Origin of the sequence: Roseateles saccharophilus, from assembly GCF_031458095.1 — a bacterium.
Lineage (GTDB): Bacteria > Pseudomonadota > Gammaproteobacteria > Burkholderiales > Burkholderiaceae_C > Pelomonas > Pelomonas saccharophila_A.
Genome location: NZ_JAVDXU010000001.1, coordinates 825,591 through 839,163 on the forward strand (window position 1 = coordinate 825,591; position 13,573 = coordinate 839,163).

Annotated in this window: 16 protein-coding genes; 8 read left to right on the forward strand and 8 right to left on the reverse strand. The window is 67.5% G+C overall.

Features of this window, described 5'->3' with window-relative positions; translation table 11 throughout:
* Window positions 1-4 precede the first annotated feature (4 nt).
* Window positions 5-721 (reverse strand): glutathione S-transferase family protein, encoded by a 717-nt coding sequence (locus J2X20_RS03655; RefSeq protein WP_310260987.1) that lies wholly within the window; start codon window positions 719-721, stop codon window positions 5-7.
* Between the two features lie 104 nt (window positions 722-825).
* On the opposite strand from J2X20_RS03655, the gene J2X20_RS03660 reads away from it, so the two are divergent.
* On the forward strand, window positions 826-2,040 hold the full coding sequence (locus J2X20_RS03660) for a polyhydroxyalkanoate depolymerase (RefSeq protein WP_310260990.1): 1,215 nt from the start codon (window positions 826-828) through the stop codon (window positions 2,038-2,040).
* Between the two features lie 186 nt (window positions 2,041-2,226).
* Here the strand turns inward: J2X20_RS03660 and J2X20_RS03665 are convergent, their stop codons facing one another.
* Together J2X20_RS03665 and xseA are read right to left on the reverse strand one after the other, a co-directional pair.
* On the reverse strand, window positions 2,227-2,808 hold the full coding sequence (locus J2X20_RS03665; protein ID WP_310260992.1) for a superoxide dismutase: 582 nt from the start codon (window positions 2,806-2,808) through the stop codon (window positions 2,227-2,229).
* A 59-nt stretch (window positions 2,809-2,867) separates the two neighbouring features.
* Window positions 2,868-4,169 carry an exodeoxyribonuclease VII large subunit gene (gene xseA / locus J2X20_RS03670; RefSeq protein WP_310260995.1) on the reverse strand — a complete coding sequence of 434 codons (1,302 nt, stop codon included), beginning with the start codon at window positions 4,167-4,169 and terminating at the stop codon, window positions 2,868-2,870.
* A 371-nt stretch (window positions 4,170-4,540) separates the two neighbouring features.
* Here xseA and J2X20_RS03675 point away from each other — a divergent pair, with 371 nt between their 5' ends.
* From J2X20_RS03675 to J2X20_RS03705, 7 genes are all read left to right on the forward strand, one after another.
* Window positions 4,541-5,158 carry a MotA/TolQ/ExbB proton channel family protein gene (locus J2X20_RS03675; protein ID WP_057297034.1) on the forward strand — a complete coding sequence of 206 codons (618 nt, stop codon included), beginning with the start codon at window positions 4,541-4,543 and terminating at the stop codon, window positions 5,156-5,158.
* Window positions 5,159-5,337: 179 nt separating this feature from the next.
* The gene (locus tag J2X20_RS03680; protein ID WP_310261000.1) at window positions 5,338-5,754 is read left to right on the forward strand and encodes an ExbD/TolR family protein; all 417 of its coding nucleotides are present in this window, start codon (window positions 5,338-5,340) and stop codon (window positions 5,752-5,754) included.
* Window positions 5,720-6,763, forward strand: a complete 1,044-nt coding sequence (gene lpxK / locus J2X20_RS03685; RefSeq protein ID WP_310261001.1) for a tetraacyldisaccharide 4'-kinase — start codon at window positions 5,720-5,722, stop codon at window positions 6,761-6,763. Before J2X20_RS03680 ends, lpxK begins: the two co-directional genes overlap by 35 nt.
* Entirely contained in the window at window positions 6,763-6,978 is a 216-nt protein-coding gene (locus tag J2X20_RS03690; protein ID WP_310261003.1) for a Trm112 family protein, read from the forward strand. Before lpxK ends, J2X20_RS03690 begins: the two co-directional genes overlap by 1 nt.
* On the forward strand, window positions 6,975-7,712 hold the full coding sequence (gene kdsB / locus J2X20_RS03695) for a 3-deoxy-manno-octulosonate cytidylyltransferase (protein WP_310261006.1): 738 nt from the start codon (window positions 6,975-6,977) through the stop codon (window positions 7,710-7,712). Before J2X20_RS03690 ends, kdsB begins: the two co-directional genes overlap by 4 nt.
* Before the next feature lie 98 nt (window positions 7,713-7,810).
* Complete coding sequence (gene adk, locus J2X20_RS03700) at window positions 7,811-8,464, forward strand: adenylate kinase (protein ID WP_310261008.1); 654 nt, start codon at window positions 7,811-7,813, stop codon at window positions 8,462-8,464.
* A 103-nt stretch (window positions 8,465-8,567) separates the two neighbouring features.
* Window positions 8,568-9,326, forward strand: coding sequence for a 3-hydroxyacyl-CoA dehydrogenase (locus J2X20_RS03705; protein WP_310261011.1), 759 nt, complete (start codon window positions 8,568-8,570; stop codon window positions 9,324-9,326).
* Between the two features lie 365 nt (window positions 9,327-9,691).
* Here the strand turns inward: J2X20_RS03705 and J2X20_RS03710 are convergent, their stop codons facing one another.
* The 5 genes from J2X20_RS03710 to J2X20_RS03730 form a co-directional block, all read right to left on the reverse strand.
* Window positions 9,692-10,945: a hypothetical protein gene (locus J2X20_RS03710; protein WP_310261013.1), complete on the reverse strand. Its 1,254-nt coding sequence runs from the start codon at window positions 10,943-10,945 to the stop codon at window positions 9,692-9,694.
* 81 nt (window positions 10,946-11,026) lie between these two features.
* The gene (locus tag J2X20_RS03715; RefSeq protein WP_310261015.1) at window positions 11,027-11,464 is read right to left on the reverse strand and encodes an ExbD/TolR family protein; all 438 of its coding nucleotides are present in this window, start codon (window positions 11,462-11,464) and stop codon (window positions 11,027-11,029) included.
* Window positions 11,465-11,479: 15 nt separating this feature from the next.
* Window positions 11,480-11,905, reverse strand: a complete 426-nt coding sequence (locus tag J2X20_RS03720) for an ExbD/TolR family protein (protein ID WP_310261018.1) — start codon at window positions 11,903-11,905, stop codon at window positions 11,480-11,482.
* 34 nt (window positions 11,906-11,939) lie between these two features.
* Entirely contained in the window at window positions 11,940-12,767 is an 828-nt protein-coding gene (locus J2X20_RS03725; protein WP_310261021.1) for a MotA/TolQ/ExbB proton channel family protein, read from the reverse strand.
* A gap of 79 nt (window positions 12,768-12,846) precedes the next feature.
* On the reverse strand, window positions 12,847-13,488 hold the full coding sequence (locus J2X20_RS03730; protein WP_310261024.1) for an ABC transporter substrate-binding protein: 642 nt from the start codon (window positions 13,486-13,488) through the stop codon (window positions 12,847-12,849).
* Between the last annotated feature and the right edge of the window lie 85 nt (window positions 13,489-13,573).

Sequence of the window (13,573 nt, forward strand, 5' to 3'; positions counted from 1 at the left end):
AGCCCTAAAAGTCCATGTCCAGCTGCTCGATCTCGTCGGGTTCGAGCCTGGCCGCGGCCGTCCATTCCTTGAGCTCGGGCATGGCGCTGATGGTCTTGCAATAGGCCATGCAGGCCGGGTTCAGCGGCACGTCATAGGTCGTGAAGCGCGTGACAACCGGCGCGAAGAAGGCGTCGGCCGCGCCGCGCTTGGCGCCAAACAGATAGGGGCCACCATAGCGCGCCAGGCAATCGGTCCAGATCTCGCTGATGCGCTCGATGTCGGGCTTGGCCCCGGCCCAGATCTTGTGGCGCGGAAAGTGGCCCTTCAGATTCATCGGCAGCGAGGCGCGCAGATTGGCGAATCCCGAGTTCATCTCGCCGCAGATGGCCCGCGCGTGGGCGCGCGCAACGCGGTCGGCGGGCCACAGACCGGCTTTGGGGAAAAGCTCGTTCAGATACTCGGCAATGGCCAGGTTGTTCCACACCGTGACGCCCTCGTGGCGCAGGCAGGGCACGCGGATGGACGGCGCCAGCAGCAGCAGCTCCTTGCGCGCATCCTCGTCGTCGGGCGAGACCATGATCTCCTCGAAGGCCAGGCCGGCAAAGCGCGTCAGCAGCCAGCCGCGCAGCGACCATGACGAGTAGTTCTTGCTGCTCAGCGTCAGCGTCGCGGCGGGCGCGGCGAGCTTGGGTTTGACGGCCTTGCGGGCTGCGGGCTTGGTGGGCGTGGCAACAGGCATGGGCGTCTCCTCGAGGCTGGGGCCTGCACATCGACGCAAGGCCCATGCCATGCTGGCGCGCTCCTTGCGTTGCCTGTAGCGTCCCCGGCCTTGCAGGAGCAGCCATGTACCCCGCCTACCAGGCCCACAGCGATCTGATGTGGCCCTTGCGCACGGCCACGCGCCTGTCGACATCCTTCCTGCAGCAGTCGGCCATCGCCGACGCGGGTTGGCTGCCGGCCCGGCAGATGTCGGCGGCCGGCAAGGTCTTCGAGCTGGCCCAGATCACCCACACCCGCCCGCCCTGGCGCATCGGCGAGATCGTCAACGGCGACGAGCGCTGGGCCGTCACGGAGGAGGCCACGCTGACCACGCCCTTCGGGACGCTGCTGCGCTTTCGCAGGGAAGGCGCGCCTGCCAGCCCCAAGGTCCTGGTGGTGGCGCCGATGTCGGGCCATTTCGCGACGCTGCTGCGCGAGACCGTGCGCACCCTGCTGCAGGACCATGACGTCTATGTCACCGACTGGCACAACGTGCGCGATGTGCCGCTCTCAGCCGGCCGTTTCGGCCTGGACGAATACACCGGCCATCTGATCGACTTCCTGGCCGCCATCGGCCCCCAGGCCCATGTGGTGGCCGTCTGCCAGCCCTGCGTCAGCGCGCTGGCCGCCGTGGCCCTGATGGCCGAGGACGACCATCCGGCCACGCCGGCGAGCCTCACGCTGATGGCCGGCCCCATCGACTGCCGCGTCAGCCCCACGGCCGTCAACGAACTGGCCACCAGCAAGCCCATCGAGTGGTTCAAAAAGAACCTCATCAGCCACGTGCCCTGGCAGCACGCCGGTGCGGGGCGGCGCGTCTATCCCGGTTTTGTGCAGCTGTCGGCCTTCATGAGCATGAACAAGGACAGGCATGCCAATGCCTTCAAGGACTACTACAAGCACCTCGTGGCCGACGAGTTCGACAAGGCCGAGGTCACGCGCATGTTCTACGAGGAATACCTGGCCGTGGCCGACCTGGCGGCCGACTTCTACCTGGAGACCGTGGAGCGCGTCTTCCAGACCTATGACCTGCCGCGCGGCGAGATGATGTTCAAGGGCCGGCGCGTCAACCCGGCCGCCATCCGCCGCACCGCGCTGCTGACCGTGGAAGGCGAGCGCGACGACATCTGCTCGGTCGGCCAGACGCTGGCGGCCCAGGACCTGGCCAGCAGCCTGAAGGCCTATCTGCGCACCCATTACATCCAGCCCAATGTCGGCCACTACGGCGTGTTCAGCGGGCGACGCTGGCAGCACCAGGTCTATCCGCTGGTGAGGCACGTCATTCAAGTCTCGCAATGAATGAAGCCGGCTCAAGGCCGGCTTCGTTCATCAGGTACTCGGGCCGAGCGCTGGGCCGCTCCCGAGCCGGCTCGCGCTGGCGATGTGCTCGCGGCTCAATGCTGCGAGCATCGCCGTCCCCTCGGGGGATCGGTCAGGCGTACCCGCGTTCAGCGGGAGCACGACTGGACAAGCGGCTTGATGACTTCAGGCGAAGTTGGCTTCGGCGAACGACCAGTTGACCAGGTTCGACAGGAAGGTCTCGACGAACTTGGGACGCAGATTGCGATAGTCGATGTAGTAAGCGTGTTCCCACACGTCGACGGTCAGCAGGGCCTTGTCGGCGGTGGTCAGCGGCGTGCCGGCAGCGCCGGTGTTGACGATGTCGACCGTGCCGTCCGGCTTCTTGACCAACCAGGTCCAGCCCGAACCGAAGTTGCCGACGGCGCTCTTCACAAACGCTTCCTTGAAGGCGGCATAGCTGCCCCACTTGGCATTGATGGCCGCGGCCAGGGCGCCGCTGGGCTCGCCGCCGCCTTGCGGCTTCATGCAGTTCCAGAAGAAGGTGTGGTTCCAGATCTGGGCCGAGTTGTTGTAGATGCCGCCGGAGCTCTTCTTGATGATCTCCTCGAGCGTCATGCTCTCGAACTCGGTGCCCTTTTGCAGGTTGTTGAGGTTCACGACATAAGCGTTGTGGTGCTTGCCGTGGTGGAACTCCAGCGTTTCCTTGCTGTAGTGCGGAGCCAGCGAGTCGATGGGGTAAGGCAGCGGGGGCAGCGTGTGTTCCATGGTGTGAACCTCAAAGTGTTGGGGGGAAGGGAAACGCGGCGGATTGTAGGGAGGGCCAATCACCCTTGCGGCAAAGGCCGTACCCGCAGGATTTGCATGTCAGCGGCGCCGTCGGCCAGCACGGCACGCACTTCGCCGCCGGGCTGCAGGGCCTGCACCGACGTGATGGCCCCGCCCTGCCCGTCGTCCAGCCAGGCATAGCCGCGGGCCAGCACATGCTGGGGGTCCAGGGCCAGCAGCCGGGCCTGCAGCGAATCCAGCCGGGTGTGCTGGCGCACCAGGATCTCGCGGTGGGCGCGCTCGTGGCGCTGTTCCAGGTGGGTCAACCGCTGGCCCTGCAGTTCGATGCGACGGCGCGGTGCGGCGCTGGCGCGCTGGGCCAGCAGCTCGAGCAGGCGGCGCTGCCGGGCCAGGCTGTCGCTTGGCCGCGCCAGGCGCAGGGCCAGGCGGTCCAGGCGCTGGGCCAGGGACTGCAGGCGGTGATCGGTGCGCAGGACCAGGCTGCGCTCCAGGCTTTCCAGGCGCTGCAGCAGGTGGGCCCGCGACGGCGCGGCCAGCTCGGCAGCGGCCGTGGGCGTGGGCGCGCGCAGGTCGGCGGCCAGGTCGCACAGGGTCACATCGGTCTCGTGGCCGACGCCGCAGACGATGGGCAGGGCCGACGTCGCCACGGCCCGCACGACGCGCTCGTCGTTGAAGGCCCACAGATCTTCCAGGGAGCCGCCGCCGCGCACCAGCAGCAGCACGTCCACCTCGGCCCGCGCATTGGCCGTCTGCAGGGCCCGTACCAGGGCCGGCGGGGCCTCGGCGCCCTGCACCGGGCTGGGATAGACGACGACCTCGGCCTGGGGCGCCCGCCGCGCCAGCGCCGTCAGCACGTCGTGCAGGGCGGCGCCGGCCGCCGACGTGATGACGCCGATGCGGCGCGGGTGCGATGGCAGGGCCCGCTTGGCCTCTTCGTCGAACAGGCCCTCGGCGGCCAGGCGGGCGCGCAACTTCAGGAACTGCTCGTAAAGCGTCCCGGCGCCGGCGCGACGCATGGCCTCGACGACGAATTGCAGCTCCCCGCGCGGCTCGTAGACGGCGACCCGCCCGCGCACCTCGACCAGCACGCCCTCGCCCGGCGCAAAGTCCAGCATGGCGGCGGCGCGGCGGAACATGGCGCAGCGCAGGCTGGCGGCCTGGCCGTCGGCATCCTTCAGGCCGAAATAGCAGTGGCCGCTGGCGGCCCGCGTGAAGCCGGCGATCTCGCCCCCCACCACCACCACCGAGAAGCGCTCGGCCAGGCTCTGGCTGACGGCCTCCAGCAGCCCGGCCACACCCCAGACACGCCGATTTGAAGCGGCCTCGCGAGGATCAATCACGCGCAAACCCAATACCGGCGCGGGCCGGGAAGTCCACAGCCGCGCCAATACTGGGCTGGCGGGCAGTTGCGCCTCATTTCGCCCGTCACGGAGCTGTCATGAGCACATAAGGCCTTGTTTTTCAATTCGAATTCCACTGCTCAAATTGGAGGCAATTTGTCCAAGGCCTTGATTTGACGGCCTCTGCGGCCCGAGCGCGGGGCTTTGCCCACAAAGTTATCCACAGCAACGGTGGATTGTGAGAACGCTTTCGTGGCGCCGAGGACCGGCTGGGGCCAGCGAGGCTGGGGCCATAATCCCGCGCACTCATCCGGCCGCCTGCGGCCGTTTTTGTAGACGGCCAGCTGGCCTTTTCATCGACGGGGACGCCCTTGTTTTCGATCATACAAGCCGCCGGTTGGCCGATCTGGCCCTTGCTCCTGTGCTCCGTGGTGGCCCTGGCCCTGATCATCGAGAGGCTGTCCAGCCTGCGCGCCAGCCGCATCCTGCCCCCGCGGCTGCTGGAGGACGTCATGAACGTCAGCGCCCAGCAGCTGCCCGCCCCTGACATGGTCGACCGCCTGGCCGAGAACTCCCTGCTGGGCGAAGTGCTGGCCGCCGGCCTGCGTGCCGTGACCGCCGAGCCGCAGATGCCCGAAGGCAAGCTGCGCCTGGTGTTCGAGTTCGCCGGCCGCCGCGCCGTGCACCAGCTCGAGCGCTATATGAACACCCTGGGCACCATTGCCACGGCAGCTCCCTTGCTGGGCCTGATGGGCACCGTGGTCGGCATGATCGAGATCTTCGGCAGCCAAACGCCCGGCGGCGGCAACCCCGCCCAGCTGGCGCATGGCATCTCCATCGCCCTTTACAACACGGCCTTCGGCCTGATGATCGCCATCCCCTCGCTGATGTTCTACCGCTACTTCCGCGGCAGGATCGAGGAATACGTGCTGGAGCTCGAAGCCGCCGCCGATCGTCTCTTGGGCCAGCTGCGCCGCTACACGGCTTGAAATGGACAGCCCCTCGTCTGGTCTCGCCCCGCTGAACGCGGGCGCGCCCAACCGGTCCCCCGAGGGGACGGCGATGCTTGCGGCATCGGGCCGCAAGCACATCGCCTGCGGGCCGGCTGGGGACGGCCCGGCGCCGGTCCGCGGCGCTAAGCGCTGCACACAAGGGATGAACTGACATCATGAGATTTCGCTCCCCTCACCGCGAGCCGCCGGAGATCAACCTGATCCCCTTCATCGACGTGCTGTTGGTGATCCTGATCTTCCTGATGCTGTCGACGACCTATTCCAAGTTCACCGAGCTGCAGATCACCCTGCCGTCGGCCGATGCGGACAAGCTCAAGGACAGGCCGCAGGAGGTCATCGTCGGCATCGCCGCCGACGGCCGCTTCGTCGTCAACCGCCAGCCGGTGGAAGGCCGCTCGGTGGACATCCTGATCGCCGCGCTGCGCCAGGCCTCGGGCGGCAACGCCGATGCCTCGCTGATCATCTCGGCGGACGCCGCCACGCCCCACCAGGCCGTCGTCAACGTGATGGACGCCGCGCGCCGCGTCGGCCTGACGCGTGTCACCTTCGCCGCGCAGACCGACGCTCGCTGATCGGCTGCAGCGCGAGTGGCTGGCGGGCGGCGCGCTGTCCGCGGCGCTGCTGCCGCTGAGCGGGCTCTACCGCGGGCTGCTGGCGCTGCGCCACCTGCTCTACCGCCTCGGGCTCAAGCGGGTCCAGACGCTGCCCGTGCCCGTCATCGTCGTCGGCAACTGGATCGTCGGCGGCGCCGGCAAGACACCGACGACGCTGGCCCTGCTGGCGCTGTTGCGCGAGCGCGGCCTGCGTGCCGGTGTCGTGTCGCGCGGCTATGGGCGCGAGGGCGACGGCGTGCGCCTCGTCACGCGGGTGTCGCCGGCGCGTGAGGTGGGCGACGAGCCCCTGCTCATCCATCTGCGCAGCGGCGTGCCGGTGGCCGTGGGCAGCGATCGCGTCGCCGCCGCACGCTCGCTGCTGGCCGCCGAGCCTGGCCTGCAACTGCTGGTCAGCGACGACGGCCTGCAGCACTGGCGGCTGCCACGCAGCTTGAGCCTGCTGGTTTTCGACGAACGCGGCCTGGGCAATGGCCGGCTGCTGCCAGCCGGCCCGCTGCGCCAGCCACCGGCCCCGCTGGCAGCCGACCAGCTCGTCGTCTACAACGCGCCCCAGCCCAGCACCGCCCTGCCCGGCTTTGTCGCCGAGCGCCGCCTGGCCGGCGCCGTGACGCTGGCAGACTGGTGGGGCGGCAAGCCGGCCCGCATGGACAGCCTGCTGGCGCTGCGCGGGCGGCCCGGGCTGCTCGCCGTCGCCGGCGTCGCCAGGCCGCAGCGCTTCTTCGACATGCTGGCCGGCCTGGGCCTGAGCTTCGACACGCTAGCCCTGCCCGACCATGCCGGCTTCGAGACACTGCCCTGGCCTGCCGGCGCCGCCGCCATCGTGCTGACCGAGAAGGACGCCGTGAAGCTGGCGCCCGAGCGCGTCGGCGCCCTGCCCGTCTGGGTCGTGGCGCTAGACTTCTCGCCCGGTGCCGGCTTCGAGGCCGCGCTGGATACCCAATTGCAAAGACTCTTCCCTCCCGCCTGATGGATCAACGCCTCATCGAAATGCTGGTCTGCCCGCTGTGCAAGGGGCCGCTGACGCTGCTGCGCGAGGGCGCCGGACTGGAACTTCCGGCCCTGGCCTGCCGCGCCGACCGCCTGGCCTTCCCCATCCGCGACGGCATCCCGCTGATGCTGGAGAGCGAGGCCAAGCCCTGGGACCCCGAGGCCGCCAGCGCGCCCGTGCCGCTCGCCCCGTGAGCTTTACCGTCATCATCCCGGCGCGGCTGGCATCGACCCGGCTGCCCAACAAGCCGCTGGCCGACATCGCCGGCCTGCCCATGATCGTGCGCGTCGCGCAGCGGGCGGCCGAGTCGGGCGCCAGCCAGATCGTCGTGGCGACCGACGCGCCCGAGGTGGCCGCCGCCTGCGCCGCCCACGGCGTGCGCGCACTGATGACGCGGACCGACCATCCGTCCGGCAGCGACCGCCTCGCCGAAGCCGTCGAGCAGCTCGGCCTGGCCGACGATGCCGTCGTCGTCAACGTGCAGGGCGACGAGCCGCTGATCGCGCCGGCCATGATCGACGCCTGTGCGGCCACCCTGGCGGCACAGGCCGGCTGCGTGATGGCCACGGTCGCCCACGCGCTGACCGACCCTTCCGAGTTCGCGAACCCGAATGTCGTCAAGCTGGTCACCGACCAGGCCGGCCGGGCCCTGTATTTCTCCCGTGCGCCCATCGCCTGGTGGCGCGATGGCGGCGGCCAGCCCAAGGGCGCGCTGCGCCATGTGGGCCTGTATGCCTACCGCGCCGGCTTCCTGCGCCGCTTCCCCACGCTGGCGGTCAGCCCGCTGGAGCAGATCGAATCGCTGGAGCAGTTGCGCGTGCTCTGGCATGGCGAGCGCATCGCCGTGCATGTCAGCGCCGAACGACCCGGCCCGGGCGTCGATACGCCCGAGGATCTGGAGCGCGTCAGGCGCCTCATCGAGGGTTGACGCGGGTCTGTCATGTCAGGCCCAGATAAGGCCACATGCGATACTGACCGCTGACCCATGCAGGACTTTTTCACGGTCCTGACGAGACGAGGAGACCCATGCGACTGATCCTTCTGGGCGCACCCGGCGCCGGCAAAGGCACCCAAGCTGCCTTCATCTGCAAGCAATTCGGCATTCCGCAGATCTCCACCGGTGACATGCTGCGCGCCGCCATCAAGGCCGGCACCCCCCTGGGCCTGGCCGCCAAGGCCGTCATGGACTCGGGCGCCCTGGTCAGCGACGACATCATCATCGGCCTCGTCAAGGAACGCATCGCCCAGGAAGACTGCGCCAAGGGTTTCCTGTTCGACGGCTTCCCCCGCACCATCCCCCAGGCCGACGCGATGAAGGCCGCCGGCGTCAAGCTGGACTATGTGCTCGAGATCGATGTGCCTTTTGACGCCATCATCGAGCGCATGAGCGGCCGCCGCGTGCATGTGGCTTCTGGCCGCACCTATCACGTCAAGTTCAACCCGCCCAAGGTCGCCGGCAAGGACGACGAGACCGGCGAGGACCTGATCCAGCGCGAGGATGACAAGGAAGAGACCGTCAAGAAGCGCCTGGACGTCTACTCGGCCCAGACCCGCCCCCTGGTCGACTACTACTCGCAATGGGCCGCCACCGGCGACGCCAACGCGCCCAAGTACCGCCGCATCGAAGGCGTGGGCTCGGTCGACGACATCATGAAGAAGGCGCTGGCGGCGCTGAGCTGAGCACCCGGACTTCCGAACAAAACCGCGGCGCGCAGGCCCCGCGGTTTTTTTGTGCCTCACAATTGACGTTTACGTCAACCAATCAACTGAGGAGATCCTCATCATGGAAATCGCAGGCAAGGTGTTCATCGTCACCGGCGGCGCCTCGGGCCTCGGCGAAGGCACGGCCCGCATGCTGGCCGCCCACGGCGCCAAGGTCGTCATCGCCGATCTGCAGGTCGAGCGCGGCCAGCAGGTCGCGGCCGAGATCGGCGGGGCCTTCGTCAAGTGCGACGTCAGCCAGGAGGCCGATGGCCAGGCCGCCGTCGCCGCGGCGGTCGGCATGGGCAAGCTGATGGGCCTCGTGAACTGCGCCGGCATCGCCCCCGCCATCAAGACCGTCGGCAAGGACGGCGCGCATCCGCTGGCCTCCTTCAGCAAGACCATCACGGTCAACCTGATCGGCACGTTCAACATGATCCGCCTCGCGGCCGAAGCGATGAGCAAGAACGAGCCGGAAGCCACCGGCGAGCGCGGCGTGATGATCTCGACGGCCTCCGTCGCGGCCTATGACGGCCAGATCGGCCAGGCGGCCTATGCGGCCTCCAAGGGCGGCGTCGTCGGCATGACCCTGCCCATCGCCCGCGACCTGGCCCGCAACGGCATCCGCAACATGACCATCGCCCCCGGCATCTTCGGCACGCCGATGCTGTTCGGCATGCCCCAGGAGGTGCAGGACGCGCTGGCCGCCAGCGTGCCCTTCCCCAGCCGCCTGGGCAAGCCCGAGGACTACGCCAAGCTGGTGCACCAGATCGTCACCAATGACATGCTGAACGGTGAAGTCATCCGCCTCGACGGCGCCATCCGCATGGCACCGAAATAAGGCCCCTCGTCCAGTCCCGCACCGCAGCACGCGGGCGGGCCTGACCGGGACCACGCTGCGGTCACAGCCCGCAGCGCTTCGGCAGGCACGGCGAGTCCTCAGGACTCGCCATGTCCGGCCTCAGCCCCCGAGGGGACGGCGATGCTTGCGGCATCGAGCCGCAAGCACATCGCCAGAGCGGGCCGGCTAGGTGAACTGGAGTCGGACACAAGCAGTCCCTGCGGACTGCTTGTGCCTACGGAAGGCCATGGGCCTCTGGCCCATGGCAGGCCCAGCGCTCGGCCCGGAATACTGGTGCCGAACGGGGAGCCGAATGAAAAAGGGCCTGGTTCGCACCAGGCCCTTTTGCTTCAGCGGTTCGACGATCAGCGCTTGCGCGACTGGATCATCCACAGACGGGCCAGATCGGCGGCGCCTTCGCTGCCCTTGACCGTCTTCCAGGCGGCCAAGGCCTTGGCGTGATCGCCGCCCAGCTGGTAGGCCAGGCCGAGGTTGAGCTTGGCGTCTTCGGGGCGCTTCAGATTGCCCTTCTCGATGCCCTGCTGGATCTGCTCGACGCCCTTCTTGGCGTCGCCGCCGAAGGCGTTGGCCAGACCGAGCGTGACGAGGGCATTGCCATCCTTGGCGTCGGCCGCGGCCTTCTCGTTGGCTGCGGCATTGGCCTTGGCCTCGGCGATCTTCTTGACCATCAGGTCGGCCAGGCGCTTGTGGCGGGCGCCTTCGGCACCCTGGCCCAGCACGCCGGCGGCCAGACCCTTGTCGACGACCTGCTTGCCTTCTTCCGGATAACCGGCCTGGGCGGCCAACTGGGCCATTTCCATGTAGTCCTCGGCGCCACGCGACATATTGCCGGTGGCCAGGCGCAGGCGATACAGGTCCAGCGCGTAGCGGCTGCTGTCGAAGCTCTTCTTCTGCGGCAGGCCACCCAGGATCTGCGCCCACAGCTTGGGATCCGGGTAGTAGTTCAGCAGCTTCTCGGTCGCCACCCCTTCGGCGTTCGCGTCGCCCTTCTTCTGGGCCGCGTAGAGCAGCAGGTTGAGCTTGTCCTTGGCGGGCGCACGGCCGGCGCGCTCGTCGGCAGCGATCTCCTCCAGCGTGTCCTTGATCGCACCGCTCATGTCGCCGGAAGCGAACTGGGCGGTCTGCAGCACCTGCTTCATGGTCGGGCTGTTGCCGCCTTCCTTGAAGTAGCGCTGCGCCCAGTTCAGTGCCTTGGCGCTGTCCTTGTTGCGCAGATAGGTGCCGGCGATGGCTTCCATGTACTGCAGCTGCTGGGCCTGGCCCAGCTTGCCGGAGCCCTTGAGGGCGTCAAAGGAGCGGACCATCGTGTCGGCCTCGCCGGCGCCCATGGCGGCCGAGAAGCGGATGCCTTCGATGGCATTGTTCTCGGCAGCGGTGCGGCCACCGACGGCTTCGGCGTCGCGCAGCTTGGCCAGCGCCTCCTTGAACTTGCCGGCCTTGTAGAGCTTGGAGGCCTCGGTCAGCGGCGCGCCAACCTCCTTGCGCACGCTCTCCTGGGCAGCCGCCTGGCTGAAACCGAACTCGGCGCCGGGCGCGCCGTTCAGGGACAGGGCCAGGGCGCCAACGGCGACAGCCACCATGGTTTTCAGAGTATTCAATTTGCTCTCCTGCAAAGCAAAAGCGCGCCGCCCTTTCGGGCAGCGCGCATCACAGTATCGTGGTCAGCGGTCCCGAGGACGTCACTTGACGAATTGCTCGTTACCAACCATGCCCATCTTCTTGACGCTGTTGCGCTGGGCCGAGGCCATCACCGCAGCAACGACGCCATAGTCCACCAGCTTGTTGGGCTTGATGTGGATTTCGGGCTGATCACTGATCGGCATGGCGCCGATTTCCTGCATCTTGGCGTTCACGGCGTCGATGTTCGCCAGCGCGGTTTCGTCCCAGTAGACGGTGCCATCGAAGTCGATCATGACGGTGTGCACGACCGGGTCTTGCTGGGGCGGCTGCGTGCTCGGCGGCGGCATGTCCAGGTTGACCGTGTGCAGCTGGATGGGGATGGTGATGATGAGCATCACCAGCAGCACCAGCATCACGTCAATCAGCGGCGTCGTGTTGACGTCCATCATGACTTCGGGTTCACCGCTGCCCGACGAACTTCCGACATTCATTCCCATGTTTGACTCCTGGGATCAGTTGCGAGCCGGCGGCTCGGTGACGAAGTTGACCTTCATGATGCCGGCACGCTGGCTGGCGAAGATCACACGACCGACCGACTCGTAGCGCGCCTTGTCGTCGCCGCGAATATGCACCTCGGGCTGGGGGTTCTTGACCGATTCCTTGCCGAGGCGCTTGACCAGCTCCTCCATGTCAGGAACCAGCTTGGTACCCCAATAGACGTCGCCGTCCTTGCTGACCGAGATTTCGATGTTTTCCGGTTTCGTGACGCGGATCTGGTTGGTCTCCTTGGGGAGATTCACCGCGATCGACTGCGTCACCACCGGCACGGTGATGAGGAAGATGATCAACAACACCAACATCACGTCCACGAGGGGCGTGGTGTTGATGGTCGAGACCACCTCGTCATCGCCGGAAGAGGATCCGACGTTCATGCCCATGGCATTGGCTCCTGTGCGAGCTTCAGCTCAGGGATTAGCGCTTGGCGACCGAGCGGTTGCCCATCAGCACGCCGTGCAGATCGCCGGCGAAGGAACGGACCTGGCTCATGACGGTCTTGTTGCGGTTGACCAGCCAGTTGTAGCCGAGCACGGCCGGAACGGCGACGACCAGACCGATGGCGGTCATGATCAGCGCGGCGCCCACGGGGCCGGCCACCTTGTCGATGGAAGCCTGGCCGGCCAGACCGATGGCGGTCAGCGCGTTCAGGATGCCCCACACCGTACCGAACAGGCCGATGAAGGGAGCGGTCGAACCGACGGTGGCCAGGAAGCCCAGGCCGGCGGAGATCTTGGTGTTGACGTCGGCAACGGCGCGGTCGACGTTCATCGTCACCCAGCTGCTGTGGTCGATGTTCTCGGTCAGGGCGCCTTCATGGTGCTCCGAAGCCTCGATGGCGGCCGTGGCGATGTAGCGGAAGGCGCTTTCTTCCTTCAGGCTGCGGATGCCGTCAGCCAGGCTGGCCTTCTTGAAGAAGGTGGCGCGGACTTCCTTGGCTTCGGAGGACAGCTTGCTCGTGTCCCACAGGCGCACGATCAGGATGTACCAGGAGCCCATGGACATGATGGCCAGGATGAACAGCACGACCTGGTCGACGATGTTGCCGTGGGCAACGATGTTGGCCAGACCGTAGGGGTTGTCTTGCGGCTTGGAGGCGGCGGCGGCCGGAGCGGGGGCGGCGGCGTCAACCACGGCGGCAGAGGCAGCGTCGGCCGGCTTCTGGTCTTGGGCGTGGGCGGGCGAAACAGCCAGGGTCGCAGCCATGGCGATGGCGGCCAGGAAGCCGGTGATGCGAGAAATCATGGAGTCAACTCCTAGGAAAAATTCTGGTTTGATGCGGTTCTGAATGCGCCGGTCTGGCGCCGGGTTCGAAGCGGGGCTCTTACTCGATCTTGAACTGGAACTCCTGCTCAAACACGTGATCGCCCGGGCATTCATAGGTGTCCTGCAGCGTTTGCGTGATGGCTTGCGTCATCGCGCGCTGGGCCTTGCGGTCAACACCACCGCGCAGCGGGGTGATTTCGACAGAGGTGACGCGACCCGCCTTCACGGTGGCCACGGCCTTGTACAGAGCTTCGCCGCTCCAGTTGACGGACGGCACTTCAGGCTTGCCCATCTTGGTGCAGACCATCGCAGCGGTGGTCTTGGTCGGCTTGACGGCCGGCGGAGCCGCGGGAGCCGGCGGCGGTGCGGGACGCACTTCAGCCACGGCCGGCGGGGCCACCTGGGTCGACTGGATGGCCGGCGCCGGCGGTGCCGGGGCGGTCACCTGGAATTCGGGCGGGGGGACGAAAGGCGGAGGGGGTGCCTTGAGATCCGGCGGCGGCGGCACCACCTTCTCAGGCGGCGGCGGCGGCTTGACCTTCTCTTCGATCACCTTGACGTCGATGGGGCCGGTGACCTTCTTGACGATATCGCGCGCCAGGCCACTGGCCAGCGCGTAGATGGCCACGATGTGGATCAGGACAACGATGCCGAAGCCCGTGAACCGGGACGCGCCCTGCTTCTCCTGCGCAAAATTCATGCGCGCTCCTTCTTGCAACTACAAATCACAGTCAATGACTCTTCTCGGACAAGCGGCCACTGCCACGGAGGAAGTTGCGTTCCTG